At 72.9% G+C, this 25,792-nt stretch carries 21 protein-coding genes; 12 read left to right on the top strand and 9 right to left on the bottom strand.

Going from position 1 to position 25,792, the window contains the following annotated elements; genetic code table 11:
* Positions 1–48: 48 nt before the first annotated feature.
* The gene (locus tag ABIH81_RS12510; protein WP_262015854.1) at positions 49–513 is read right to left on the bottom strand and encodes a hypothetical protein; all 465 of its coding nucleotides are present in this window, start codon (positions 511–513) and stop codon (positions 49–51) included.
* A gap of 242 nt (positions 514–755) precedes the next feature.
* On the opposite strand from ABIH81_RS12510, the gene ABIH81_RS12505 reads away from it, so the two are divergent.
* The 5 genes from ABIH81_RS12505 (at position 756) to valS (ending at position 9,274) form a co-directional block, all read left to right on the top strand.
* Positions 756–2,207 (top strand): AlkA N-terminal domain-containing protein, encoded by a 1,452-nt coding sequence (locus ABIH81_RS12505; protein WP_349880404.1) that lies wholly within the window; start codon positions 756–758, stop codon positions 2,205–2,207.
* Positions 2,204–2,716 (top strand): methylated-DNA--[protein]-cysteine S-methyltransferase, encoded by a 513-nt coding sequence (locus tag ABIH81_RS12500; protein ID WP_349880403.1) that lies wholly within the window; start codon positions 2,204–2,206, stop codon positions 2,714–2,716. The genes ABIH81_RS12505 and ABIH81_RS12500 overlap by 4 nt, the downstream gene beginning before the upstream one ends.
* A gap of 37 nt (positions 2,717–2,753) precedes the next feature.
* Entirely contained in the window at positions 2,754–4,574 is a 1,821-nt protein-coding gene (locus tag ABIH81_RS12495; RefSeq protein WP_349880402.1) for an ABC transporter ATP-binding protein, read from the top strand.
* 155 nt (positions 4,575–4,729) lie between these two features.
* Positions 4,730–6,562 (top strand): ABC transporter ATP-binding protein, encoded by a 1,833-nt coding sequence (locus ABIH81_RS12490; protein ID WP_349881080.1) that lies wholly within the window; start codon positions 4,730–4,732, stop codon positions 6,560–6,562.
* A gap of 147 nt (positions 6,563–6,709) precedes the next feature.
* Complete coding sequence (gene valS, locus ABIH81_RS12485) at positions 6,710–9,274, top strand: valine--tRNA ligase (RefSeq protein WP_349880401.1); 2,565 nt, start codon at positions 6,710–6,712, stop codon at positions 9,272–9,274.
* Positions 9,275–9,391: 117 nt separating this feature from the next.
* Here valS and ABIH81_RS12480 read toward each other — a convergent pair whose 3' ends face one another.
* From ABIH81_RS12480 to ABIH81_RS12460, 5 genes are all read right to left on the bottom strand, one after another.
* Complete coding sequence (locus tag ABIH81_RS12480; RefSeq protein ID WP_349881079.1) at positions 9,392–9,829, bottom strand: hypothetical protein; 438 nt, start codon at positions 9,827–9,829, stop codon at positions 9,392–9,394.
* Between the two features lie 150 nt (positions 9,830–9,979).
* Complete coding sequence (locus ABIH81_RS12475; RefSeq protein WP_013288490.1) at positions 9,980–10,690, bottom strand: ABC transporter permease; 711 nt, start codon at positions 10,688–10,690, stop codon at positions 9,980–9,982.
* On the bottom strand, positions 10,690–11,649 hold the full coding sequence (locus ABIH81_RS12470) for an ABC transporter ATP-binding protein (protein ID WP_349880400.1): 960 nt from the start codon (positions 11,647–11,649) through the stop codon (positions 10,690–10,692). The genes ABIH81_RS12475 and ABIH81_RS12470 overlap by 1 nt, the downstream gene beginning before the upstream one ends.
* On the bottom strand, positions 11,646–12,524 hold the full coding sequence (locus tag ABIH81_RS12465; RefSeq protein WP_349880399.1) for an ABC transporter permease subunit: 879 nt from the start codon (positions 12,522–12,524) through the stop codon (positions 11,646–11,648). The genes ABIH81_RS12470 and ABIH81_RS12465 overlap by 4 nt, the downstream gene beginning before the upstream one ends.
* Positions 12,517–13,431, bottom strand: a complete 915-nt coding sequence (locus ABIH81_RS12460) for an ABC transporter ATP-binding protein (RefSeq protein ID WP_349880398.1) — start codon at positions 13,429–13,431, stop codon at positions 12,517–12,519. Before ABIH81_RS12460 ends, ABIH81_RS12465 begins: the two co-directional genes overlap by 8 nt.
* 329 nt (positions 13,432–13,760) lie before the next feature.
* Here ABIH81_RS12460 and cysC point away from each other — a divergent pair, with 329 nt between their 5' ends.
* The 3 genes from cysC to galT all read left to right on the top strand — a co-directional run bounded on the left by cysC (position 13,761) and on the right by galT (position 17,319).
* On the top strand, positions 13,761–15,290 hold the full coding sequence (cysC, locus tag ABIH81_RS12455) for an adenylyl-sulfate kinase (protein ID WP_349880397.1): 1,530 nt from the start codon (positions 13,761–13,763) through the stop codon (positions 15,288–15,290).
* Positions 15,291–15,460: 170 nt separating this feature from the next.
* The gene (locus ABIH81_RS12450; protein WP_349880396.1) at positions 15,461–16,249 is read left to right on the top strand and encodes a DeoR/GlpR family DNA-binding transcription regulator; all 789 of its coding nucleotides are present in this window, start codon (positions 15,461–15,463) and stop codon (positions 16,247–16,249) included.
* Positions 16,246–17,319: a galactose-1-phosphate uridylyltransferase gene (gene galT / locus ABIH81_RS12445; protein WP_349880395.1), complete on the top strand. Its 1,074-nt coding sequence runs from the start codon at positions 16,246–16,248 to the stop codon at positions 17,317–17,319. The genes ABIH81_RS12450 and galT overlap by 4 nt, the downstream gene beginning before the upstream one ends.
* A gap of 312 nt (positions 17,320–17,631) precedes the next feature.
* On the opposite strand, the gene ABIH81_RS12440 is transcribed toward galT, so the two are convergent.
* A complete protein-coding gene (locus ABIH81_RS12440) occupies positions 17,632–18,849 on the bottom strand; it encodes an NADP-dependent isocitrate dehydrogenase (protein WP_120573189.1) in 1,218 nt (405 codons plus the stop codon).
* A 139-nt stretch (positions 18,850–18,988) separates the two neighbouring features.
* Here ABIH81_RS12440 and ABIH81_RS12435 point away from each other — a divergent pair, with 139 nt between their 5' ends.
* Entirely contained in the window at positions 18,989–19,798 is an 810-nt protein-coding gene (locus ABIH81_RS12435; protein ID WP_349880394.1) for an MBL fold metallo-hydrolase, read from the top strand.
* A gap of 49 nt (positions 19,799–19,847) precedes the next feature.
* Here the strand turns inward: ABIH81_RS12435 and mdh are convergent, their stop codons facing one another.
* Complete coding sequence (gene mdh, locus ABIH81_RS12430) at positions 19,848–20,798, bottom strand: malate dehydrogenase (protein WP_349880393.1); 951 nt, start codon at positions 20,796–20,798, stop codon at positions 19,848–19,850.
* A 98-nt stretch (positions 20,799–20,896) separates the two neighbouring features.
* A complete protein-coding gene (locus ABIH81_RS12425) occupies positions 20,897–21,760 on the bottom strand; it encodes a bifunctional methylenetetrahydrofolate dehydrogenase/methenyltetrahydrofolate cyclohydrolase (RefSeq protein ID WP_349880392.1) in 864 nt (287 codons plus the stop codon).
* Positions 21,761–22,151: 391 nt separating this feature from the next.
* Here ABIH81_RS12425 and ABIH81_RS12420 point away from each other — a divergent pair, with 391 nt between their 5' ends.
* From ABIH81_RS12420 to ABIH81_RS12410, 3 genes are all read left to right on the top strand, one after another.
* Positions 22,152–23,750, top strand: coding sequence for an ABC transporter substrate-binding protein (locus ABIH81_RS12420; RefSeq protein WP_349880391.1), 1,599 nt, complete (start codon positions 22,152–22,154; stop codon positions 23,748–23,750).
* Between the two features lie 89 nt (positions 23,751–23,839).
* A complete protein-coding gene (locus ABIH81_RS12415) occupies positions 23,840–24,778 on the top strand; it encodes an ABC transporter permease (RefSeq protein ID WP_349880390.1) in 939 nt (312 codons plus the stop codon).
* An 18-nt stretch (positions 24,779–24,796) separates the two neighbouring features.
* A complete protein-coding gene (locus ABIH81_RS12410) occupies positions 24,797–25,753 on the top strand; it encodes an ABC transporter permease (protein ID WP_349880389.1) in 957 nt (318 codons plus the stop codon).
* Positions 25,754–25,792 lie beyond the last annotated feature (39 nt).

The following is a 25,792-nucleotide window of genomic DNA, read 5'->3' as shown; positions in this document are numbered from 1 at the left end:
GCCGGCCGGCGACGCGGACAGCCCGGCGGCGGCCGGGTGGCGGCGCGGTCAGCCGGCCCGCAGCCGACGCCAGTCGTCCGGCCACGCCTCGGCGGCGACGCCCTCGGGCAGCACACCGGCCGGTAGCTGCGCCGCGGCAGCGAGCGGCAGCGTGAACCGGTGCGCGGCGGCGGGCCCGGCCGCGTACGACCGGTCGAGCAGCCACCGCACCTCGTCTGCAGTCCAGCCCAGGCCGGAACGGGCGGCGATCTCGCGGACCAGCCGCAGGCCGACCCGGGTGTCGTCGTCGTAGAAGCGCATGCACCAGTGATGCGCCCACATGCCGAGCGCGCGCAGCCCGTCCGGGTCGAGGGAGCCGGCCAGCCGCCCGCAGGCGGTGTCCGCGAAGGGGCGGCCGGGGTCACCGGCCCGGTCGCGCTCGATCGCGCCGTACGCGGCCGGCGCCACCACCCGCATCCGCTCGTAGAAGCCCTCCACCACCGCGGCGTCCAACGGTGCTCGCCCCGATCGCATCAGCGGACACCCCGCCCGGCCACGCTCGCCATGCCCCGCACCTCTTCTTGAGTTGGTGGCGGGACGCTACCGACCACTTACGACACTTTCTCGGATCCACCGGCCATGATCCACGCCACCTCGGCGGAGTGGCGGTGTCCCGGGGCTCGGGACACCGCCACTTCCCCGGGCTGGCGCGACTGCCGCACGTCACGTCCGAATCCCGCCAGCCGAGCCCGGGAGCTGCGAGGCAGGATCGTGGCATGGAGCTGGACTTCGAGCGGTGCTACCGAGCCGTCGACAGCCGCGACCCGCGGTTCGACGGCTGGTTCTACACCGGCGTGACGTCGACCGGGATCTACTGCCGGCCGTCCTGTCCGGCGATGACACCGAAGCGGCAGAACGTCCGGTTCTTCCCGTCCGCCGCCGCCGCGCAGGGAGCCGGGCTGCGGGCGTGCCGCCGGTGCCGGCCGGACGCGGCACCGGGCTCACCCCAGTGGGACGTCCGGGCCGACCTGGTCGGCCGCGCCATGCGGCTGATCGCCGACGGCGTGGTGGACCGGGACGGGGTGCCCGGCCTGGCCACCCGGCTGGGCTACACCGAGCGGCACCTGCACCGGATGCTCCGGGCCGAGCTGGGCGCCGGGCCGCTGGCGCTGGCCCGGGCCCAGCGCGCGCAGACCGCCCGGATCCTGATCGAGACCACCGGCCTCGGCCTGGCCGAGGTGGCCTTCGCCGCCGGGTTCGGCAGCGTCCGGCAGTTCAACGACACGGTCCGCGAGGTCTACGGCGGCACGCCGTCCGAGCTGCGGGCCGGCCGACGTGGCCCGGCCGCGGCCACCGGGGCGGGCACGCTCTCGCTGCGGCTGGCTCACCGGCCGCCGCTGCACGCGGGCGCGCTGCTGGACTTCCTCGCGCTGCGCGCGCTACCCGGCGTCGAGGTGGTCCGCGACGGCACCTACCACCGTGGGCTGCGCCTGCCGCACGGTCCCGCCACGGTGGCGCTGACCCCGGCCGACGGCCACGTGGCCGCGACGCTGCGGCTGGCCGACATGCGTGACCTGGCCCCCGCGGTGGCCCGCTGCCGCCGCCTGCTCGACCTGGACGCCGACCCGGTCGCGGTGGACGCCACCCTGGCCGCCGATCCGGCGCTGGCCCCGGCGGTCGCGGCCGAGCCCGGCGTCCGGCTGCCGCACGCGGTCGACGGTTTCGAGCTGGCCGTCCGCGCCGTCACCACCCAGCAGGTCTCGCTGACCTCGGCGCGGACCACGCTCACCCGCCTGCTCGCCGCCACCCGATCCGCCGGCGGGGCGGGCGCCGACGACCCGGCGGACGGCCTGGTGGCGTTCCCCGGTCCGGCGGAGGTGCTCGCGGCGCCGGACACGGCGTTCCGGATGCCGGCGGCACGCCGCGAGACGATCCGGGCGCTGGCCCGCGCGGTCGCCGACGGCGAGCTCGACCTGGAACCCGGAGGCGACCGGGAGGAGGCGATACGACTACTCGCCGGGGTGCCCGGCGTCGGCCCGTGGACCACCGGCTACCTGGCCATGCGCGCACTCGGCGACCCCGATGTCGCCCTCACCACCGACCTGGGCGTACGCCGCGGCGCAGCAGCGCTCGGCCTGTCCGACGACCCGAAGACCCTGTCCGCGTACGCCGACCGCTGGCGCCCCTGGCGGTCGTACGCGACCATCCGACTCTGGAGAGCAGCATGAGCACTGTGGACAGCACCGTCATCGACACCCCCGCCGGCCCGTTGAGCGTGCTCGCCGGCCCGACCGGGGCGGTACGCGCGGCGGGCTTCACCGCCGACCCGGCGGCCCTCATGCCGTTGATCCACCCGAGCCTGCGCGGCGAACTGCGCGAACGGGCCGACCTCGGTCCGGTGACCGCCGCCGTGCGGGCCTACCTGGACGGTGACCTGGCCGCGATCGACGCGGTCGCCGTCGAACAGCACACCGGCGGCGCATTCCTGACGCACGCCTGGCAGGTGCTGCGCGACGTGAAGCCCGGCGACCCGGTCACCTACACCGGGTTCGCCGCGCTGGCCGGGCGGCCGGCCGCGATCCGGGCCGCCGCGGCGGCCTGCGCACGCAACGCCGCCGCGCTGTTCGTGCCCTGCCACCGGGTGCTGCGCACCGACGGTTCGCTCGGCGGCTACCGCTGGGGGCTGGACGTGAAGAAGTGGCTTCTCGGGCATGAGGGACGGGTGACGGCTAGCTGACAGCCGGACTGTCACCCCCGGCCGCTACCGTCGGGTAGTGCCCGCGTCCAGCGACGGCAACCCCGCGGCGCATACCGGCGCCCGGTCCCAGCCGCTGCGCAACCTCTGGCGGCTGCGGCCCTACCTGCGCCCGTACGCGATGGAGTTCGCCTGGCTGCTGGTCGCGGCGCTGGCGGCCACCGCGGCGAGCCTGGCCGTTCCGCTCGTGGTGCAGCGGGTGGTCGACGGGCCCGTGGCCCGGCACGACGAGGCCGGGCTGGTCCGGCTCGGCGCCCTGGCGCTGCTGCTCGGCGTGGCCGAGGCGGTCCTGATCTTCATCCGCCGCTGGACGCAGTCGTCGTCCTCGGTGGGCATGGAGGCCGCCATCCGCGCCGACATCTACGCCCACCTGCAACGGCTTCCGGCCGGCTTCCACGACCGCTGGCAGTCCGGCCAGTTGCTGTCCCGGATCACCAGCGACCTCTCGGTGATCCGGCGGTTCCTCTCCTTCGGACTGCTGTTCCTGGTGCTCAACCTGGTCACCTACGCGGCGGTGGTGGCGCTGCTGATCGGGCTGCACCAGTGGCTGGGGCTGCTGGTCGCGGCGAGCGCCGTACCGCTGTTCCTGATCAGCCGCCGCTTCGCGCGCCACTACCACGCGGCGTCGCGCCGCATGCAGGACCAGCAGGGCGACGTCGCCACGCTGGTCGAGGAGACCGCGCTGGGGTTGCGCACCATGCGGGCGTACGGGCGCGGGCCCGAACTGGCGGCCCGGTTCGCCGTCGGCGCGCGCCGGCTGCACGACACCGGGATCGGCAAGGCGCGGCTGCTGGCCCGTACCTCCGCGCTGTTCGACCTGGTGCCCAACCTGACGCTCGGCGCGGTCCTGGTGGCCGGCGCCGCGGCCGTCGCCGAGGGCGTGCTGTCCATCGGGGAGTTGGTCGCGTTCGTCAGCCTCCAGCTCATGCTGATCTGGCCGGTGCAGTCACTGGGCTGGATCATCGCCAACGGCCAGGAGGCCGCGACCGCCGCCGACCGGATCCAGGAAGTGCTGGACACACCACCGACCATCGTGGACGCGCCCCACGCCCGGCCGCTCGACCGGGGTGAGGTACGCGGCCGGCTCCGCTTCGAGGGGGTCGTCTTCCGCTACCCCGGCACCTCGGCGCCGGCGCTGCGCGGCCTGGACCTGACCGTCGAGCCGGGCGAGACGATGGCGCTCGTCGGCGCCACCGGCTGCGGCAAGAGCACGCTGCTGTCGCTCGTCCCCCGGCTGCACGACGTGACCGGCGGCCGGATCACCCTCGACGGGCACGACGTGCGTGACCTGCGGCTGGACTCGTTGCGCCGACTCGTCGCCGTGGCGTTCGAGGAGCCGACGCTGTTCTCCATGTCGGTCTGGGAGAACCTCACTCTGGGCCGTCCGGACGCGAGCGAGGACGATGTCCGCGCCGCGCTGACGCTGGCCCAGGCGGAGTTCGCGTACGAGCTGCCGTGGGGACTGGCCACGCGGGTCGGTGAGCAGGGGCTGTCCCTGTCCGGCGGGCAGCGTCAGCGCCTCGCGCTGGCGCGTGCGGTGCTCGGCCGGCCCGCGGTGCTGGTGCTCGACGACCCGCTCTCCGCGCTCGACGTGCACACCGAGGCGCTCGTCGAGGCGGCGTTGCGCCGGGTGCTCCGGGACACCGCCACCACAGCCCTGCTGGTGGCGCACCGCCCCTCGACCGTGGCGCTGGCGGACCGGGTGGCGTTGCTCGACGACGGCCGGATCGTCGCCGTCGGCACCCACTCGGAATTGCTGGCCCGCATACCCGCCTACCGGGCGGTGCTGTCCGCCGAGCCGGAGCGACGGAGCGACGGCGCCGGCCTGGTGCGCTCGTGACCGGCCACGCGCCGCGGATACCCCGCCCCCGCGGCGCGCGGCGCGACACCGGTGCACGCACCGACAGCGGCCGGAACGCACCGCACACGACCGGCGCCGCGGGCACACGCGACGAGCGCAGCGCCGGGACGACCGGCGCGTGCGACGACGGCGACCTGTCCCGGTGGCGGGGACGGGCCACCGACCCGGACGCCGACCGCAGCCGGGCCGAGGACTCGTCCCCGGCGGCGGTGACCCGGCTGCGTGCCCGCAGCCGGCTCCTGCTGCGGCGGCTGCTGCGCCCGCACCGGCGTGCGCTCGGACTGGCGGTGGCGTTGCTGCTGGCCCAGAACGCCGCCGCGATGTCCGGGCCGTACCTGGTCATGCTCGGCATCGACCGGGGCATCGGGCCGCTGCGGGCCGGTGATCCCGGCCCGCTGATCGCTGTCGCCGCCGCGTTCGTGGTCGCGACCGCAGTCGAGTACGCGGCCCGGCGCGCGTTCCTCACCCTCGCCGCCCGGATCGGCCAGGCCGTCCTGCTCGACCTGCGCCGCCGGGTGTACGGGCACTTCCTCCGCCTCGACGTCGGGTTCCACGAGCGCTACACGTCGGGCCGGATGGTGTCCCGGCTGACCAGTGACCTGGAGTCGATCGCCGAACTGGTCGACGGAGGCATCGACAAGCTGGTGATGGCCGGGCTGTCCGTGCTGTCCGTGGCGGGCATCCTGCTCTGGCTGGACCTGCCGCTGGCGGCGGTGACGCTGCTCGCGTTCCCGTTCCTGTTCGTGCTGTCGCGCTGGTTCGCCCGCGCCTCGGCCGGGGCGTACCGGCGCACCCGGGAGGCGGTGGCGCTGGTCATCGTGCACTTCGTCGAGTCGCTGCGCGGGATCCGGGCCGTGCAGGCGTACCGGCGGGAAGACCGCAACGACCACATCTTCGGCGCGGTGAACGACGACTACCGGCGTTCCAGCCTGCGCGCGTTCCGGCTGATCGCGATCTACTCGCCGGGCATCCGGCTGATCGGCAACCTGACCGCGGCGGTGGTGCTCGGGTACGGCGGCTGGCGGGTGCTGGGCGGCGGCGTGGAGGTGGGCGTGCTCGCCGCGTTCCTGCTCTATCTGCGCCGGTTCTTCGAGCCGATGGAGGAGTTGAGCCAGTTCTACAACTCGCTCCAGTCGGCGACCGCCGCCCTGGAGAAGCTGGCCGGGGTGCTGGACGAGCGCCCGGCGGTGGCCGAACCGGCGCGGCCGGTGCCGCTGCCGGCCGGGCCGCCGCGCGGGGCGGTCACGTTCCGCGCGGTCTCCTTCGGCTACCGCCGCCGGACGCCGATCCTGTCCGGCCTGGACCTGACCGTGCCGCCCGGGCAGACCGTGGCGTTGATCGGGCCGACCGGTGCCGGGAAGTCCACGGTCGCGAAGCTGGTGGCCCGCTTCCACGACCCGGACGCGGGCGCGGTCCGGCTGGACGGGGTGGACCTGCGCGACCTGGCCGACGCCGAGCTGCGCCGGGCGGTGGTGCTGGTGACCCAGGAGACCCACCTGTTCAGCGGTTCCGTGGCCGACAACATCAGATTCGGCCGGCCGGACGCCGACGACGGGGCGGTGGTGGCCGCCGCGCGGGCGATCGGCGCGCACGACTTCATCGCCGCGCTGCCCGACGGGTACGGCACCGACGTGCACCGCCGCGGCGGCCGGCTCTCCGCCGGGCAGCGGCAGCTCGTCGCGTTCGCCCGGGCGTTCCTCGCCGACCCCCGGGTGCTGATCCTCGACGAGGCGACCTCGTCGCTCGACGTGCCGACCGAGCGGCTGGTGCAGCGTGCCCTGCACAACGTGCTGCGGGACCGCACCGCGCTGGTGATCGCCCACCGGCTCTCCACAGTCGAGACGGCCGACCGGGTGCTGGTGCTCGACGACGGCCGGATCGTGGAGGACGGCCCACCGGCCGAGCTGATCGCCGCCGACGGCCGCTACGCCGCCCTGCACCGCCAGTGGCGCGACTCCCTCCTCTAGCCCTTTGACACCCACCGATCTTGCACTTATGGCCCACGAGACGCCCGATAAGCGGCTAACGCCGGGGCAGCAAGCGCAAGATCAGCGAGGACGCGCAGGGTGGGGAAAGTCGTGGAGTGGGGCGGACGGGCTGCCTACCATCGGCTGATGACCGACACGACGAGGAGCGCCCGCGGCGGCGTCCCCGAGCGTCCGAGCCTGGACGGCCTCGAGGAGACCTGGGCCCGCCGCTGGCAGTCCGACGGCACGTACGCGTTCGACCGCACGAAGGAGCGGCCGGACGTATACGCGATCGACACTCCCCCGCCGACCGTGTCGGGCGAGCTGCACATGGGACACGTGTTCTCGTACACGCACACCGACACGGTGGCCCGGTTCCAGCGGATGCGCGGACGCACCGTCTTCTACCCGATGGGCTGGGACGACAACGGGCTGCCCACCGAGCGCCGGGTGCAGAACGTCTACGGCGTGCGTCCCGACCCGGCGCTGCCGTACGACAGGGACTGGCGCCCGCCCGCCGCGCCGGTGGACGACGCGGCCCGGAAGAACCCGACGGCGATCTCCCGGCGCAACTTCATCGAGCTGTGCGAACTGCTCACGGTGGAGGACGAGAAGGCGTTCGAGGCGCTGTGGCGGCGGCTCGGCCTGTCGGTGGACTGGTCGCTGACGTACACCACTATCGGGTCGGCGGCCCGCGCGGCCAGCCAGCGCGCGTTCCTGCGCAACCTGGCCCGGGGCGAGGCGTACCAGGCCGAGGCGCCGACGCTGTGGGACGTCGGGTACGGCACCGCCGTCGCGCAGGCGGAGCTGGAGGACCGGGAGCGGCCCGGCGCGTACCACCGGCTGCGGTTCACCGGGCCGGACGGCCGCGAGGTGCTGATCGACACCACCCGGCCGGAACTGCTGCCGGCCTGCGTGGCGCTCGTCTGCCACCCGGACGACGAGCGGTACGCGGACCTGGTCGGCACGTCCGTGCGTACCCCGGTCTTCGGGGTCGAGGTGCCGGTGCGCGCGCACCCGCTGGCGGACCCGGCCAAGGGCACGGGCATCGCGATGGTCTGCACGTTCGGTGACCTGACCGATGTGACCTGGTGGCGTGAGCTGCGGCTGGACACCCGCGTGGTGATCGGCCGGGACGGGCGCCTGCTGCCGGAGCCGCCGGCCGGCGTGCCGGCGGAGCCCTACGCGGCGCTGGCCGGGCAGACCGTCAACGGCGCCCGGCGGACGCTCGTGGAGCTGCTCGCCGACGCGGGCGACCTGGTGGGCGAGCCGCGGCCGATCACCCACCCGGTGAAGTTCTACGAGCGCGGCGACCGGCCGCTGGAGATCGTCTCGACCCGGCAGTGGTATCTGCGCAACGGCGGCCGGGACGCCGGCCTGCGCGAGGAGCTGCTGGCCCGGGGCCGGGAGCTGCGCTGGGTGCCGGAGCACATGCGGCACCGGTACGAGCACTGGGTGGGCGGCCTCACCGGTGACTGGCTGGTCAGCCGGCAGCGGTTCTTCGGCGTGCCGGTGCCGGTGTGGTACCGGCTCGACGACGCTGGCGAACCGGACTGGTCCCACCCTCTCACACCGGACGAGGCGATGCTCCCGATCGATCCGACGAGCGAGCCGCCGCCAGGATACGACGAGTCGCAGCGCGGCGAGCCGGGCGGTTTCACCGGCGACCCGGACGTGCTGGACACCTGGGCCACCTCGTCGCTGACCCCGCAGATCGTCGGCGGCTGGGAGACCGACCCGGACCTGTTCGCCCGGGTCTTCCCGATGGACCTGCGCCCGCAGGGGCACGACATCATCCGGACCTGGCTGTTCGCCACCGTGGCCCGGTCCCACCTGGAGCACGGCGCGTTGCCCTGGCACACCGCGGTGCTCTCCGGCTGGATCCTCGACCCGGACCGCAAGAAGATGTCGAAGTCCAAGGGCAACGTGGTCACGCCGATGGCGCTGCTGGAGCAGAACGGGTCCGACGCGGTCCGCTACTGGGCCGCCAACGGCAAGCCGGGCATGGACCTCGCCTTCGACCCGGCCCAGGTCAAGGTGGGGCGCCGGCTGGCGACCAAGCTGCTCAACGCGTCGCGGTTCGCGCTCGGGCTGGGCGCCGCCGACGCGCTGCGGGCCGCGGCGACACAACCGCTGGACACCGCGATGCTCGCCGAACTGTCCGGTGTGGTCGCGACGGCGACCACCGCCTTCGACGGGTACGACCACACGGCCGCGCTGATGGCCACCGAAGCGTTCTTCTGGCGGTTCTGCGACGACTACATCGAGCTGGTGAAGGAGCGCGCCTACGGCACCGGGCCGGCGGCCGACTCGGCCCGGGCGGCACTGGCGACCGCGCTGTCGGTGCAGTTGCGCCTGTTCGCGCCGGTGCTGCCGTTCGTCACCGAGGAGGTCTGGTCGTGGTGGCGGTACGGGTCGGTGCACCGCGCGCCCTGGCCGACCACGTACGAGGTGGGCCGCGCGATGGACGCGCCGGGTGACCCGGAGCTGCTGCGGCTGGCCGCGGACGCGCTGGGTCAGGTGCGCCGCGCCAAGTCGGAGCGGAAACTGTCGATGAAGGCGGACGTGCCACTGGCCGAGGCGCTCGGACCGGCGGCGGTGCTCGACCAGCTCGGCACCGTCGCCGACGACCTGCGGGCGGCGGGCCGGATCGCGAAGCTGGACCTGCTGCCCGACCGCACCACCGAACTGGTCGTCGCCTGCGCGTTCTGAACCGCCGCACGGCGGCCGGATGTAAGGAAGGGCCCCTTCTTAACGCCTGGCGTTGTAGAAGGGGCCCTTCTTAACACCCCGGAGGGCCGACCGGGCCGGCCCCTCGGCGTGCATGCCTCACTCGGCCGCGCAGGCCGCCTTGAGCTTGTCCCGGGCGGCGGTCAGATCCGCCTTGCTCGGCGCCTTGCCCGGCGCCTTGGCCCAGGTGTCGGCGAGGTCGGTCATCTCGGTGGCGACCCCCCTCACCGCGGCGTTGACCTCGTCGCTGCTGGTGAAGGCGTGCGTGTAGAGCGTGGCCGCGCCCGCCGAGTACTGGGCGCTGACCGCCGAGTGGCCGGCCGGCGGGCCGATCTTCTCCGCCTCGGCCACCTCCTTCAGGGCGGCCGTGATGTCCTTCTCCGCCTTCGCGCAGGTCGTCCGGGTGGCGTCGTCGAGGCCCGCCGGTGCCGGCGTCACCGGCGGCACGGACGTGGCGGCGGGGGCGGAGGGTGCCGCCGGGCCGGCGGAGGGCTTGTCGTCCCCGTCGCCGCAGCCGGACATGACGATCATCACCACCGCGGCCGGAGCCAGCAGGGCGAGTCGAGCTGAACGCAATGTGTTCTCCCCGTGTCGGTGTTGTGGCCGCCGCAAACTAGCAGACCGGACACGGCGGGGCGGAACCCGTTTTCCGTCGCTAACGCCGGAAAACGGGTTCCCCTCCCGGGTTCAGCTCGTCTCGCCGGCCACGCTGAACGAGCGCAGGCGGTCGATCGCCAGCACCGTGAACCCGACCGCCACCAGGGCGGTGAGCACCGCCGCGACCGGCACCGAGACGGTGGTGCCGAGCAGCGGCGTCGGCGCCATCCGGTCGGCCAGGGCGATCACCCACTGCTGGATCGACAGCACCCGGGTGCCGCCGACGAACCGGCCCAGCAGCCCTTCCCAGATCAGCACGTAGACCAGGCCGAGCAGCACCGGCCTCCGGGTCACCAGGCTGAGCGCCAGGAACAGCGCCGAGTACGCCAGCGCGCCCGCCGCCGAGGCGGCGACGAGCGCCAGTCCGAGGCGTACCGAATCGGCGAGCACGCCCGCGACGTAGATCGGGACGCCGACGGTGACCGCTGTGACTCCGGCCGCGACCGCCAGCTTCGGCAGCACGATCTGCCAGCGCGGCAGCGGCTTGGTGAGGATGTGCACGACGGTGCCGTCGTCGATCTCCGCGCCGAGCACGCCGGTGCCCACGATCAGCGCCACGACCGGCAGCACCACCGCGAGGCCGAGGCCGACGAGCACGGGCGGTCCCCACTGGCCCGGGTCGACGCCGAGCGACCGGCAGAGCACCGCCAGGCCGATCAGGACCAGCGGCAACGGCAGCAGCATGAGGAACCGGCTCCGGCCGAACAGGCCGCGCGCGGTGATCCAGGTGACTGTCGACATCATGCCTCCACCAGATACGAGAAGACGCTCTCCAGCGACTCGTCCTCCGGCAGGAGCTGCCGGACCCGGATGCCGTGCCGGAGCGCGATCCGGGGCAGTGCCCGGGTGAACGCGCCGTAGTCGCCGGCCTTGACGGTCAGGCCGGCACGGTCCAGCTCGACGCCGGAGACCGACGACTCGGCCATCAGCGCCACCGCCAGCGCCCGGTCGTCCGTGGAGCGCACCGCGAACACGTGCGGCCGGTTGGTCATCAGGCGGCGGATGGTCCGGTAGTCGCCGGAGGCGGCGAGGCGGCCGGCCACCATCACCTGGACCGTGCCGGAGACCTGCTCGACCTCCTCCAGGATGTGCGAGCTGAACAGGATGGTCCGCCCCGCGTCGCCGAGCCGGTGCAGCAGCGCCATCATGTGCAGCCGCTGGCGCGGGTCCATCCCGTTGAACGGCTCGTCGAGCAGCAGCACCTGCGGGTCGTGCACGAGCGCGGCGGCGACCCGGGTGCGCTGCCGCATGCCCTTGGAGTAGGTGCCGATCCGCCGGGTCTGCGCGTCTTCCATCTCGACCAGCTCGATCGCCCGCCGGGTGGCGGCCTCCGGGTCGGGCAGCCGGTGCAGCTTGGCGCTGGCGAGCACGAACTCGTACGCGCTGAGGAACGTGTGCACCGCCTCGCGCTCGCTGACCAGGCCGAGCCGCCGGTAGACGGCGGGGTTGCGCCAGGTCGGCTCCCCGTCCAGCGTCACAGTGCCACGGGACGGGGACAGGAAGCCCGCCATCATGTGCAGCAGCGTGGTCTTCCCGGCGCCGTTGGGACCGAGCAGGCCGGTCACGCCGGGGCCGAGCCGCATGGTGACGTCGTTGACCGCCACCACGTTGCCGTACCAGCGGGAGACGCCCGCCAGGTCGAGCGTGCTCGTCGCGGCGGCGGGCGCACCGGCCGTCGACTGGGTGCTGATCGCCGTCATCGGGCGGCCACCTTCCGGTATCGCAGGAGCAGCAGGCTGACGCAGGCCGCGACCAGCAGCACGGCGACCGCGGCGTACACCGGCCCGAAGTCGCCGATCGGCATGCCACCGCGTCCCTGGGTCAGCCGGTCACCGAGGGCCCAGTTGCCCACGCCACCGACGAGCGTCGGCGGGGAGGCGAGGAAGGCCAGCTCGTTGACCGTGGACGACGGCAGGATGGACAGCACGCCGACCACCGGCGTGGTCATCAGGAAGACAGCCACGATGCCGCCGGCGGCGAACGCGCGCTTGCCGGTGAGCGAGGCGACCAGCAGGGCGATCGAGGCGAACACCACCGCCCAGAGCCCGGCGTAGAGCAGCCCGGGCAGCAGGTCGAGCAGTTCGTCCCACACCCCGCGTACGCCCCGGTTCGTGGTGAACGCGGCGCCGAGGAACATCACCAGCTGCGGGCCGCCGAGCAGCAGCCACAGCGCGGTGACGAGCGCCAGCAGCTTGGACAGGGCGTAGTCGCCGCGTGGCAGCGGCCGGGAGAAGTACAGCGGCAGCACGCCGCTGCGCAGGTCGCGGGAGACCAGCTCGGGCGCGGCCACCGCGGCGAAGAAGATGACCAGCCAGCTCATCGCGTCGGCGAACTGGGCGTACGTCATCACCACCTCGCCGATCTGGCTGCGTACCGCGGTGACCCCGGCGGCCACCACGGTGACCACGGAGACCACCAGCCACGGGAAGATCTTGGCCTTGGCGCTGCGGCCCAGCCCGAAGACGGTACGCACGCCGTGCAGGTAGAGCGCGCCGAAGACCTGCCGGCGGCCGAGCCGCGGACCGGTGTAGCGCTGGTAGCCGATGTCGTGGATGACCCCGGTCGCGTCAGACATGGCTGGGCTCCCTCGCGGCGAAGAGTTCGGCCACCCGGTGCCGCCGCTGGTCCAGCCGGTGCAGCGGCAGGTCCAGCTCGGCGACCGCGCCGAGGATCTGGTCGTAGGTGGCGTCGTCGGCGAGCGGGACGAGCAGCAGCCGCCCGTCGCGGGTCACCGGCAGGTCGAGCGCGGCGAGCCGGGTGGCCAGTTCCTCGGTGCCCTCGCTCACCTCGACGGCGAGCACGTCGGTGGCGGTGGTCATGGCGGACACCCGGTCGGCGCGCAGCAGCCGGCCGCCGTCGATGGCGACGAGCGTGTCGCAGATCCGCTCCACCTCGCCGAGCAGGTGCGAGCAGACCACCACCGAGATGCCGAACTCGGTGCCGATCCGGTGGATCAGCGCGAGCATGGCGTCCCGGCCGGCCGGGTCGAGGCCGTTGGTCGGCTCGTCGAGCAGCAGCAGATCGGGATCGTGTACGAGCGCCTGGGCGAGCTTGACCCGCTGCTTCATGCCGGTGGAGTAGCCACCGACGGCCCGGTGCCGCTCCTCGTGCAGACCGACGTGGCGCAGCGCCTCGGAGGCCCGTTCCCGGGCGACGGTGCGCGGCAGCCCGCTGATCCGGCCCAGGTGGGTGACCAGCTCGGCGGCGGACAGGTCGGGCGGGAGGGCGTCGTGCTCGGGCATGTAGCCGACCCGGGCGCGGACCGCGGCCGGGTCGGTGGTGGGGTCGAGGCCGAGCACCTGTACCCGGCCGCTGGTCGGCGGGAGCAGACCCAGCAGGATCTTGATCAGCGTGGACTTGCCGGCGCCGTTCGCGCCCACCAGCCCGATGATCCCCGGCTCGACCGACACGGTGAGGTCGGCCAACGCGGTGACCCGGCCTCCGTACGTCTTGGTCAGCGACTCGGTCGCGAGCAGTGTCACGCCGTTCAGCGTAGAACTCGGGTGCCGGGCCGGAGCCCTTCCTGACCCCTGCGATCCCCTGATCCTCGGCCGGCGCAGCCCCTAGGTGGCGGGAGCGGGGTGGCGACCGCTCGGGGGCCTGCCGCTCGTGGTGTCTGCTCGGCCGGTCGGCGCGCGCAGGCAGCCGTTCGCACGATCGACCGGCCGCGGCCCGCCGGTGAGGATTCGGTGACCCCGGTTCGTCCTCGGCGCGGTCGCCGGACACGCGATCACCGGGAGGACGGGTGGCGCTCTCGACCGATCGCCGGTGGGCTGCGAAACTGTGTGCCGGCCGGCGAGTTGGGGGTTCGATGAGCAACGGGTGGCTGCTGCCCGAGGACGTTCTGCGGGATGCGCCGTCGTACGCGCCCAGACCCGCTGAGCTGGCCGATCTCCAGTTGTTGCTGAGCGGGGCGTACGCACCGCTCACCGGTTTCATGAGCCGGGCCGACCTGGCCTCGCTGAACCGGCGCGGCCGGCTGGCCGACGGCACGCCGTGGCCGGTGCCGGTGACGCTCCAGGTGCCGGCGGCGCTCGCCGACGGGCTGGACCCGGCCGACCCGGCCCGCCGGGCGGTGGTGCTCACCGACGGCGAGGGCGCACCGGTGGCGGCGATGGACGTGACCGACGTCTGGCCGGGCCGCGAGGGCATGGTGGGTGTCGGTGGCACGGTGCGCCGCCTGGGCGACGGCGGCCACGGGCCGTTCCAGCGGCTGCGGCGCGGCCCCGACGAGGTACGCGGGCTGCTGCCGCCGGGCCGGGTGCTCGGCGTGTTCGCCGACCGCCCGCTGCACCGGCCGCAGCTGGCGCAGATCGCGCACGCGGCCCGTACGCTCGGCGCGCACCTGCTGGTGATGATCCCGGTGGGCGAGGAGTCGATCGGCGGCCTGCCGGCCGAGGCGCTGGTGCGCAGCGTGTTCGCCGCCCGCGACCGGATGCCGCCGGCGACGCTCGTGGCGGTGCCGCTGGCCCGGCGGCGCGACGAGATCAGCGACGCGCTGCTGCGGGCCCGGGTCGCCGCCGCGTACGGGGTGACCCACCTGCTCTCCACCGAGGGCATGCTCTCCGGCGCCGGCCTGCGCGTGCTGGTGCCCCGCGAGCTGGCCTACGACAACCGGGACGGGCAGTGGCGCTGGCGCGAGGACATCCCGCCGCGCAACCGGCGGCTGGCGCTGAGCACACGCGAGATCGACGACCTGCTGGACCGGGGGTTCCCGCTGCCCGAGTGGCACACCCCGCCGGCGGTGGCCAAGGAACTGGCGCGGGCCCGCCCGCCGCGGCGGCACCGGGGCCTGGTGATCTTCCTGACCGGCCTGTCCGGCTCGGGCAAGTCGACGATCGCCCGAGGGCTGGCCGACGTGCTCCGCGAGCAGGGCGACCGCACGATCACGCTGCTCGACGGCGACGTGGTGCGGCGGGAACTCTCCGCCGGGCTGGGGTTCAGCAAGGCCGACCGGGATCTCAACGTGCGCCGGATCGGCTGGGTGGCCGCCGAGATCGCCCGGCACCGGGGCGTCGGCATCTGCTGCCCGATCGCGCCGTACGCGGCGGCCCGTGCCACCGCCCGGGAGATGGCGGAGACGGCCGGGGCGGGTTTCCTGCTGGTCCACGTGGCGACGCCGCTGGCGGTGTGTGAGCAGCGCGACCGCAAGGGCCTGTACGCCCGCGCCCGGGCCGGCCTGATCACCGGGATGACCGGCATCGACGACCCGTACGAGGAGCCCACCGACGCCGACCTGGTGGTGGACACCTCGGATCTCAGCGTCGAGGAGGCCATCGGCAAGGTGATGGAGCACCTGACCGAGACCGGCTGGGTGGAGCCCCGCCTCCAGCCAGCCTGACCGCCGGCCGCGTCCCGGCACCCCCAGCACCTCGACCGCCGTCGTCCGGCCTTCCGGACGGCGGCGGTCTCGCGTCACCCCTGGCTGCGCGGTAGTGTTCGCCTTTGTTGGAACACGTTCGACCGCGTGGAGTGCCCGCGTGGCCGGTGAGGCGCGGAGGTGAGCCGGGGATGCTGGCGCGGCAGCGGCAGACGGCCATCCTGGAACGACTACGCCGCGCCGGCGGCGTCCGGGTCACCGAGCTGGCCGCCGAGTTCGGCGTCTCCGACATGACCATCCGGCGCGACCTGGACACGCTGCACGAGCAGGGCCTGCTCGCCAAGGTGCACGGGGGCGCGACGCCCGCCGGTACCGGTTCGACCGACGAGCCCGGCTTCCACGCCAAGTCCGTCCGCCAGTCCGCGGAGAAGGCCGCCATCGCCGGGTACGCCGCGGGGCTGGTCCGGCCCGGCGCCGCGATCGCGCTCTCCGCCGGCACCACCACCGCCGAGCTGGCCCGGCGGCTGGTGGACGTGCCCGGCCTGACAGTGGTCACCAACTCGCTGCCGGTGGCGGAGGCCCTGCACGTCGGTGGCCGGCCGGACCAGACGGTGGTGCTCACCGGCGGTGTCCGCACGCCGTCGGACGCGCTCGTCGGCCCGCTCGCCGTGGCCGCGATCGCCGCGCTCCACCTGGACCTGCTCTTCCTCGGCGTGCACGGGATCAGCGAACGGGCCGGTTTCACCACGCCCAATCTGATGGAGGCGGACACGAACCGGGCGCTCGTGGCAGCGGCGGACCGGCTGGTCGTGCTCGCCGACCACACCAAGTGGGGCACCGTCGGCATCTCGTCGATCGTGCCGCTGGACGCGGCGGACGTGCTGGTCACCGACGACCGGTTGGCACCCGAGGCCCGGCGGGTACTCGACGACAGGGTGGGTGAGCTGGTGACGGTGCCCACGACGAGGGGGGCGGAGTGAAGCGTACGCAGATCGCGCTGGCCGACGGCCGTGAGCTGATCTACTTCGACGAGCGGGACGACGCGGTCCGCGACCAGCCGGACCGGCGCGACCTGCCCCCTCCCCCGCCCGCCTCGCAACTGCGGTACGACCCGCTGACCGACGAGTGGGTGGCGGTGGCGGTGCACCGGCAGACCCGCACCTTCCTGCCCCCGGCCGACCAGTGCCCGCTGTGCCCGTCCCGGGGCGAGCGGCACAGCGAGATCCCGGCGCCCGACTACGACGTGGTGGTCTTCGAGAACCGGTTCCCCTCGCTGAGCCAGCGGGTGGCCGACGAACCGGCCGAGATCACGCCGTTCACCCCGGTACGCCCCGGGCGCGGCAGGTGCGAGGTGGTCTGCTTCACCGACGACCACAACGCCTCGTTCGCCCGGCTCTCCCCGCGGCGGGTCCGGACGGTGCTCGACGCGCTCGCCGACCGCACCACGGCGTTGAGCGCGCTGCCCGGCGTGGAGCAGGTCTTCCCGTTCGAGAACCGGGGCGTGGAGATCGGGGTGACGCTGCACCACCCGCACGGGCAGATCTACGCGTACCCGTTCGTCACCCCGCGCACCCGTACCATGCTGGCCGCCGCACGGCGGCACGCCGACCGCACCGGGGGCAACCTCTACGCCGCCGTGCTAGCCGCCGAACGCGCCGCCGGGGAGCGGGTGGTGGCGAGCAACGAGCACTGGACCGCGTACGTCCCGGCGGCGGCGCGCTGGCCGTTCGAGGTGCACGTGGCGCCGCACCGGCCGGTGCCGGACATCCCGGCGCTCGACGACGCCGAGCGGGACGCCTTCGGGCCGCTCTACCTGGATCTGCTGCGCCGCTTCGACGGGCTGTTCGACCTGCCCATGCCGTACATCGCGGCCTGGCACCAGGCGCCGGTACGCATCGACCGGGAGCTGGGCCACCTGCACCTTCAGCTGTTCAGCATCCGGCGGGCCAAGGACAAGCTGAAGTACCTGGCCGGGTCGGAGTCCGGCATGGGCGTGTTCATCAACGACATCGCCCCGGAACGCGCCGCCGAACTGCTCCGCGCCGCATGAAAGGAAGGGCCCCCTATTAACGCCTGCGGTAGAGAAAGGGCCCCCTCTTAACAGCCGCGGCCCGAACATGGGGCGCGGGGGGCCCGGGACAGGACCCCCCGCAGGGAAGGGACGGCTGGCTGCGCTCAGCAGCCTCGAAGGTCGGCCGGCCGACGCGCGGCCACGGCCCACCTTCCTGGACGCGACTGGCATCTCGTCCACTCTGTCAACGAGGGCGCACCGAACGAGGTCACGCCGTCTCGACCGGCCTGAGGTGTTAAAAAGGGCCCCTTCTACAACGCGAGGCGTTAAGAAGGGGCCCTTCCTTGCACGTCAGGCGGCGAGCTTGCGCGCCAGGTTCTCGTCGAGCGCGTTCATGAACTCGTCGGTGGTCAGCCACGGGGCGTCCCGCGAGATGAGCAGCGCGAGATCCTTGGTCATCTGGCCGCCCTCGACGGTGTCCACGATGACCTTCTCCAGCGTGTTCGCGAACTCGGTGACCGCCGGGGTGCCGTCCAGCTTGCCCCGGTGGGCCAGGCCCCGGGTCCAGGCGTAGATCGAGGCGATCGGGTTGGTCGAGGTCTTCTCGCCCTTCTGGTACTGCCGGTAGTGCCGGGTGACGGTACCGTGCGCGGCCTCGGCCTCGACGGTGCGGCCGTCCGGGGAGAGCAGCACCGAGGTCATCAGGCCGAGCGAGCCGAAGCCCTGCGCGACGGTGTCGGACTGCACGTCACCGTCGTAGTTCTTGCACGCCCAGACGTACCCGCCCTCCCACTTGAGCGCGGCGGCGACCATGTCGTCGATCAGCCGGTGCTCGTAGGTGAGGCCGGCGGCGTCGAACTCGGCCTTGAACTCGTTCTCGAACACCTCGGCGAAGATGTCCTTGAACCGGCCGTCGTACGCCTTGAGGATGGTGTTCTTGGTGGACATGTAGACCGGGTAGTTGCGGTCCAGGCCGTACCGGAACGAGGCGCGGGCGAAGTCCCGGATCGACTCGTCGTAGTTGTACATGCCCATGGCGATGCCGCCGCCGGGGAAGTTGGCGACCTCCATCTCCATCGGGGTGCCGCCGTCGGCCGGGGTGTAGGTGATCGTCACCGTGCCCGGGCCGGGGACGACGAAGTCGGTGGCCTTGTACTGGTCGCCGTGCGCGTGCCGGCCGATGATGATCGGCTTGGTCCAGCCCGGGACGAGCCGCGGCACGTTCGACATGATGATCGGCTCGCGGAAGACCACGCCGCCGAGGATGTTGCGGATGGTGCCGTTCGGCGACCGCCACATCTTCTTCAGGCCGAACTCCTCCACCCGGGCCTCGTCCGGGGTGATGGTGGCGCACTTGACGCCGACGCCGTGCTCCTTGATGGCGTTGGCGGCGTCGACCGTGACCTGGTCGTCGGTGGCGTCACGGTGCTGGATCGACAGGTCGTAGTAGTGCAGGTCGACGTCGAGGTAGGGCAGGATCAGCTGCTCCCGGATCTGCTTCCAGATGATCCGGGTCATCTCGTCGCCGTCGATCTCCACGACCGGGTTGTTTACCTTGATCTTCGCCATCGGCCGGCGCTCCTCTCGGGGGACACGTGCTCAAGCAGTACGAGCGTACTGGAAACTGGCCGGCAGTCCCCAGGCGGCCCGGGTGGACCGCCGGGAAAGCGGGCTGCGCCGCGCCGCGGCCCGCTGGCATCATCGGCCGATGCCACGCAGCCGCACCCTCGGGTCTATCACGGTCACCGCGCTCTCCGACGGCGAGGGGCCCTTCTTCCAGCCCCGCGGCGAGTCGTTTCCCGATGCCACGGAGGCGCACTGGCAGGCGGCCGACCGGCTCGACCCGGGTGCCGTCACCGGCGACGGCCGGTGGTGGCTGCGGTTCCGCGCGTTCGCGGTGCGGGCCGGCGACGGGCCGGTCACGCTGGTCGACGCCGGGATCGGCCCGGCCGGCTCGCTCGCCGCGAGCTGGGCGCCGGTGCCGGGCCGCCTGCCGGCCGAGCTGGCCGCCGCCGGGATCGACCCGGCCGACGTACGCACGGTGGTCCTCACCCACCTGCACACCGACCACGTGGGGTGGGCCGGTCCGCTGTTCCCGAACGCCGATCACCTGATCCAGCGCGCCGAGGTGGACGCGCTGGAGCTGTTCCACCCGGAACTGCCGGCCCGGCTGCTGACGCCGTTGCGCGCCGCCGGCCGGCTGCGGGTGGTCGACGGCGGGACGCCCCTCACCCCGGGGGTACGGCTGCTGCACACGCCCGGGCACACGCCGGGTCACCAGTCGGTGCTCGTCGAGGCGGACGACGACCGCCTCCTGATCACGGGCGACCTGCTGGTGCACGCGGTGCAGCTGGTCGACCCGGACCTGGCGTACGCCCACGAGGAGGACCCGGACACCGCCCGCCACTCCCGCACGAGCCTGCTGTCGACCCTCTCCCCCACAGTCCTGGCCACCCCCCACCTGACCGCCCCCTTCACCCCCCACCCACCCCGAGTGGGGCCCGGGCGGGGACGGTGAAGGGCCCGCCGGCGGAAGCCGGCGGGCCCTTCGAAGCAGTGGTCGGGCGTCACATGCTGGCGACGTCGCCCTGCTTGGCGCGGACGGCCTCGGCGGCCGCCTTCAGCGCGGCCAGCTCGTCGGCGTCCAGGTCGGTCTCGACGATCCGCTTCACGCCCTCGGCGCCGATCTCGGCCTCGACGCCGAGGTAGACGCCGGAGATGCCGTACTCGCCGTCCACCCAGGCGCAGACCGGCATGACCTCGCCGGAGTCCTCGGCCACGGCCTTCGCCATCCGGGCCGCCGCGGCGGACGGGGCGTAGTACGCGGAACCGGTCTTGAGCAGCGCGACGACCTCGGCGCCACCGTTGCGGGTCTTGACGACCAGCTCCTCGATCTGCTCGGCCGGCATGACGTCACGCAGCGGCTTGCCGTTCACGGTGCTCTTCGACGGCACCGGGACCATCGTGTCGCCGTGCGAGCCGAGCGTCAGGGTCCGTACCGACTTCACCGGTACGCTCAGCGCCTCGGCGACGAAGTTGGTGAAGCGGGCGGTGTCCAGCATGCCGGCCTGGCCGAGCACCCGGTTCTTGGGGAACTGGGTGGCGAGCTGGGCCAGCGCGGTCATCTCGTCGAGCGGGTTCGACACCACGATGACGACGGCGTTCGGGGCGTACTTGGCGACGTTCTCGGAGACCTGCCGGACGATCTTGGCGTTGGTCTCCAGCAGGTCCATCCGGCTCATGCCCGGCTTGCGCGGCAGGCCGGCGGTGATGACGACGACGTCCGAGCCCTCGATGGCCTCGTAGCCCTCGCCGTTCGGGCCGGTGGTGACGCCGACGACCTTGGTCTCGAAACCCTCGACCGCGCGGGACTGGTTGAGGTCCAGCGCGAGACCCGCCGGCTTGCCCTCCACGATGTCGGTGATGACGACGGTGTCGAAGACGTCGTACTCGGCCAGGCGCTGTGCGGTGGTGGAGCCGTAGAAGCCGGCGCCGACGACAGTGACCTTCTTACCCATGGTCGTCCCACTCCCTGATACCAGTCGGTTTTCCGGACCGTATCAGCCATCCTGGCACCGATCGGGCCAGGGGCGGACGGTTATGACCTGGGTGGGTGTCAACCCGCCCGCTCGGCCCGTTCGACCACGTTCGTCAGTAGCATCGCCCGGGTCATCGGGCCGACGCCGCCGGGCATCGGCACCAGCTTGCCGGCGACCTCGGCCACCTCCGGGTCCACGTCGCCGGTGTAGCGGCCCTTGCCGTCCTCACCGATGACCCGCGTGATGCCGACGTCGACCACCGTCGCACCCGGGTCGACCATGTCGGCGGTGAGCAGGCCGGGCACCCCGGCGGCGACGATGACGACGTCGGCGGCGCGGGTGTGCGCGGCGAGGTCGAGCGTGCCGGTGTGGCAGAGCGTCACGGTGGCGTTCTCGCTGCGCCGGGTCAGCAGCAGGCCCAGCGGGCGGCCGACCGTGTTGCCCCGGCCGACCACGGCCACGTTCGCGCCGCGCAGCGGCACGTCGTGCCGGCGCAGCAGCTCCACGATGCCGCGCGGGGTGCAGGGCAGCGGCGCGTCGTACCCGAGGACGAGCCGGCCCAGGTTGACCGGGTGCAGCCCGTCGGCGTCCTTGTCCGGGTCGATCGACTCCAGCGCGCGCTGCGTGTCGAGGTGCTCGGGGAGCGGGAGCTGGACGATGTAGCCGTGGCAGGCCGGGTCGGCGTTCAGCTCCGCGAGCGCCGCGTCGAGCTGCTCCTGGGTGGCGTCGGCCGGCAGCGCGACACGCAGCGAGGCGATGCCGACCTCGGCGCAGTCGCGGTGCTTGCCGTTGACGTACGCCTGGGACCCGGGGTCCTCCCCGACCAGCACCGTGCCGAGGCCGGGGGTGATGCCGCGTTCCGCGAGCGCCTTGACCCGGGCCCGTAGCTCGTCCTTGATCTCCGCCGCGGTGGCCTTGCCGTCCAGGATCGTCGCCGTCACGTCGTGATCGTCTCACGCCCGCGGGCGGGCCCGGACGACGACGGCCGACGATCACGCTGCGCAAGGTGGTTCAACTCACTGAGAGTGAGCAGTCACTGTGACGTGGCGGCCCGGGCGCACCCGGACAGGCAGGGACCGGACAGGCGCGCCAGACGCCCCAGATGCTCCCGGCCATGCCCTGACCCGTCCACCGGCGACGAGGAAAAGCCCAGGAAGAGGCGGGTTCTAGCACGCACGGGCGGCAGCGGCAACGTTCGCCGAACACGATCCGTCATCAGTTGACCACGCACTAGTTGCCGACGGGCCGGATCGCGACCTACCGTTACCGCTCGTTGCGCAGAGTCACCCAGCGCCGGGACGGCCGCGCAGCGTGAGGAGATGAGGAGACTCCATGCGTGTTCGTAGGCTCGCGGCCTGGGCCGCGCTCCCGCTCGCGGTGACGCTCGGCCTGACGGCCTGCGGCTCGGGCGGTGGCGGCGGCGGTGCCGGCGACTCCGACGCGGCCGTGCGGATCGAGATCGCCGAGCCGCAGCACCTCGTGCCCACCAACACCAACGAGACGAGCGGCTCCCAGGTCCTGTCGGCCCTGTTCAGCCCGCTCGTCGACTACGACGAGGCGAACAAGCCGCACGAGGTGGCCGCCGACTCGGTGACGACGTCCGACAACAAGGTCTGGACGATCAAGCTGAAGCCCGGCTACACGTTCCACAACGGCGAGAAGGTCACCGCCGACAACTACATCGACGCCTGGAACTACGGCGCGTACGCGCCGAACGGCCAGAACTCCAGCTACTTCTTCGAGAAGGTGGCCGGCTACGACGACCTGCAGGGCGAGAGCCCGAAGGCGACGACGCTCAGCGGCCTGAAGAAGGTCGACGACCTGACCTTCACCGTGACGCTCAGCCAGCCGTACGTGGACTTCAAGTCCATGCTCGGCTACACCGCCTTCTACCCGTTGCCCAAGGCGGCCTTCTCCGCCCCGGGCGTGCTCGCCGAGGGCTACGAGCAGGCGCCGATCGGCCAGGGCCCGTTCAAGATGAAGGGCGACTGGCAGCACGACGCCAAGGTCGAGGTGGAGCGCTACGACGCGTTCCCGGGCCGGCAGCCCAAGGTCGGCGGCGTCGAGTTCCGCATCTACCAGCAGCCGACCGCCGCGTACGCGGACGTGCTGTCGGACAACCTCGACGTGATCAAGACGATCCCGACCGAGAACCTGTCGACCGCCGCGACCGACCTGGGCGACCGCTTCCAGCAGAGCCCGGCCTCGTCGCTGCAGGTGCTGGCCTTCCCGACGTTCCAGGAGGAGTTCAGCAAGCCCGAGGTGCGCAAGGCGATCTCGATGGCGATCGACCGGGACGAGATCACCAAGTCGATCTTCAAGGACTCGCAGCAGCCGGCCCGCTCGTTCGTCTCCCCGGTGGTCGCCGGTTACCGGGAGAACACCATCGGCACCGCGGGCGCGTTCGACCCGGTCAAGGCCAAGGCCGTGTACGAGGCCGCGGGCGGCCCGAAGAAGATCGAGCTGTCCTACAACGGCGACGGCGGCCACAAGGACTGGATCGACGCCACCTGCAACCAGCTCAAGGCCAACCTGGGCGTGGACTGCGTCGGCACCGCCGAGCCGAAGTTCGCGGACCTGCTGACCAAGCTCAAGCAGAAGCAGTCGGTCGGCCTGTTCCGGATGGGCTGGGTCATGGACTACCCGTCGATGGAGAACTACCTCGGCCCGCTGTACAGCACCACCGGCTCGTCGAACTACTACGGCTACAGCAACCCGGAGTTCGACAAGCTGCTCGCCGAGGGCGCCCGGGCGGCGACCGAGGACGAGGCGATCAAGAAGTACCAGGCGGCGGAGGACCTGCTCGCGCAGGACATGCCGGTGATCCCGCTGCGGTACGGGCAGAACAACTTCGGCCACTCGACCAAGGTCAAGAACGTCCACGTGGACCTCTTCGACCGGGTGGACCTGCTGAAGATCGAACGCGCCTGACACCCCGCTGACGGGCCGGGCCACCCCCACCGGGTGGCCCGGCCCTCGCATTGGCACGCATTTCGCCCTGTTTCGGCAGACTTGCCAGCATGCTCCGCTTCATCCTGCGGCGACTGCTCCAGATGGTCCTCGCCTTCTTCGGGACCACTCTGATCGTCTACGCGCTGATGTTCGCCGGGCAGGGCGACCCGATCCAGGCCCTCGCCGGGGAGCGGCCGGTGACCGCCGCGCAGCGGGCCTACCTGACCGAGAAGTACCACCTGGACGCGACAGGCGTCGGCGGCTTCTTCTACCGCTACTTCGACTACCTGGGCGGCCTGGTCCAGGGCGACCTCGGGGAGTCGCTGACCGGGCGGCAGATCAGCGACATCCTCGCCGCCGCCTGGCCGGTCACCGTGAAGCTCGCCGTGATCGCGATGGCCGTGACGGTGATCTTCGGGGTCACCGCGGGCGTGCTCGCGGCGATCCGGCGCTCCGGCGTGTTCGACCACGCCACGCTCGTGCTCACCCTGCTGGTGCTCGGCATCCCCACGATCGTGCTGGCCCCGCTGGCCCAGTACTTCCTCGGCGTCCGGTGGCCGGTCTTCCCGCCCACCGCCGGAGCCCAGCCGTCCTTCTACGCGCTGCTGCTGCCCGGCATCGTGCTCGGCTCGCTGTCCCTGGCCACCGCGCTGCGGCTGACCCGTACCTCGGTGACCGAGAACCTGCGCGCCGACTACGTCCGGACCGCCCGCTCCAAGGGCCTGCGGCGACGCCGGATCGTCGGCGTGCACGTCCTGCGCAACTCGCTCATCCCGGTGGTCACCTTCCTCGGCGTCGAGCTGGGCAACCTGATGGGCGGCGCGATCATCACCGAGGGCGTGTTCAACGTCCCGGGCGTCGGCTTCAACCTGTTCCGCGGCATCCGCACCGAGGACGGCCCGCTGGTGGTCGGCATCGTCAGCGTGCTCGTCGTGGTCTACCTGCTGTCCAACCTGGTGGTGGACGTGCTCTACGCCGTCCTCGACCCGAGGATCCGCTATGAGTGAGCACAGCGAGGTGCGGCCGTGAGCGACTTCGAGACGGTGGCGGCCACGGAGAACCAGGCCGCGCGGCGCGGCGTCTCCGGCGAACCGGGCACGCCGGGCCGGGCCGGGCGGCCGGACCGGGCCCGCAGCCTGGCCGGTGACGCCTGGCGGGACCTGCGCCGCAACCCGGTCTTCTGGATCAGCCTGCTCCTGGTGGTGCTGGTCGCCGCGATGGCCGTGGCGCCCGGGCTGTTCGCCGCCAACGACCCGCGTGACTGCCTGCTGTCGCGGCAGCACGCCGGGCCGTCCGGCGGGGCGATCTTCGGGTACGACTTCCAGGGCTGCGACACGTTCGCCCGGGCGGTCTACGGCGCCCGCGCCTCGCTGCTCGTGGGTGCGTTCTCCGCGCTGATCACCGGCGTGATCGCGCTCGTCGTCGGCATGCTCGCCGGCTACTTCGGCGAGTGGGTCGACGCGGTGCTCTCCCGGGTGATCGACATCGTGCTCGGCATCCCGCTGCTGCTGGCCGCGATCGTCCTGCTCAAGCGCGTCAGCACGAGCGGCGACACGGTACGGCTGCTCGCGGTGATCCTCGTCCTGGCGCTGCTCGGGTGGACCACGGCGGCCCGGGTGGTCCGCTCCTCGGTGATCACCGCGCGGGAGCAGGACTACGTGGCGGCGGCCCGGATGCTCGGGGCCGGCAACGGCCGGATCATGTGGCGGCACATCCTGCCGAACGCGCTCGCACCGGCCATCGTGGTGCTCACCATCGCGCTCGGGTCGTTCATCGCGGCCGAGGCGACGCTGAGCTTCCTCGGCATCGGGCTGAAGGCGCCGACCATCTCCTGGGGCATCGACATCGACGCCGGCCGGGTGCACATGCGGGAGTCGGCGACGCCGCTGCTCGTGCCGTCGACGTTCCTCGCCCTGACCGTGCTCGCCTTCATCATGCTCGGCGACGCGATCCGCGACGCCTTCGACCCGAAGCTCCGGTGACCACCCCATGCGAGCGCGAGGAGTGAGCGCAGCGAGCCC

Source organism: Micromonospora sp. HUAS YX12 (assembly GCF_040215685.1).
GTDB classification, from domain to species: Bacteria; Actinomycetota; Actinomycetes; order Mycobacteriales; family Micromonosporaceae; genus Micromonospora; species Micromonospora tulbaghiae.
Note: the sequence above shows the minus strand (reverse complement) of the source record. Positions and strands in the feature narration are given on the sequence as shown.

Coding starts and splice junctions, on each gene's coding strand:
- ABIH81_RS12510 (WP_262015854.1), bottom strand. CDS start 513: ATGCGATCGGGGCGAGCACCGTTGGACGCCGCGGTGGTGGAGGGCTTC.
- ABIH81_RS12505 (WP_349880404.1), top strand. CDS start 756: ATGGAGCTGGACTTCGAGCGGTGCTACCGAGCCGTCGACAGCCGCGAC.
- ABIH81_RS12500 (WP_349880403.1), top strand. CDS start 2,204: ATGAGCACTGTGGACAGCACCGTCATCGACACCCCCGCCGGCCCGTTG.
- valS (WP_349880401.1), top strand. CDS start 6,710: ATGACCGACACGACGAGGAGCGCCCGCGGCGGCGTCCCCGAGCGTCCG.
- ABIH81_RS12475 (WP_013288490.1), bottom strand. CDS start 10,690: ATGTCGACAGTCACCTGGATCACCGCGCGCGGCCTGTTCGGCCGGAGC.
- ABIH81_RS12470 (WP_349880400.1), bottom strand. CDS start 11,649: ATGACGGCGATCAGCACCCAGTCGACGGCCGGTGCGCCCGCCGCCGCG.
- ABIH81_RS12465 (WP_349880399.1), bottom strand. CDS start 12,524: ATGTCTGACGCGACCGGGGTCATCCACGACATCGGCTACCAGCGCTAC.
- cysC (WP_349880397.1), top strand. CDS start 13,761: ATGAGCAACGGGTGGCTGCTGCCCGAGGACGTTCTGCGGGATGCGCCG.
- ABIH81_RS12450 (WP_349880396.1), top strand. CDS start 15,461: ATGCTGGCGCGGCAGCGGCAGACGGCCATCCTGGAACGACTACGCCGC.
- ABIH81_RS12440 (WP_120573189.1), bottom strand. CDS start 18,849: ATGGCGAAGATCAAGGTAAACAACCCGGTCGTGGAGATCGACGGCGAC.
- ABIH81_RS12435 (WP_349880394.1), top strand. CDS start 18,989: ATGCCACGCAGCCGCACCCTCGGGTCTATCACGGTCACCGCGCTCTCC.
- mdh (WP_349880393.1), bottom strand. CDS start 20,798: ATGGGTAAGAAGGTCACTGTCGTCGGCGCCGGCTTCTACGGCTCCACC.
- ABIH81_RS12420 (WP_349880391.1), top strand. CDS start 22,152: ATGCGTGTTCGTAGGCTCGCGGCCTGGGCCGCGCTCCCGCTCGCGGTG.
- ABIH81_RS12415 (WP_349880390.1), top strand. CDS start 23,840: ATGCTCCGCTTCATCCTGCGGCGACTGCTCCAGATGGTCCTCGCCTTC.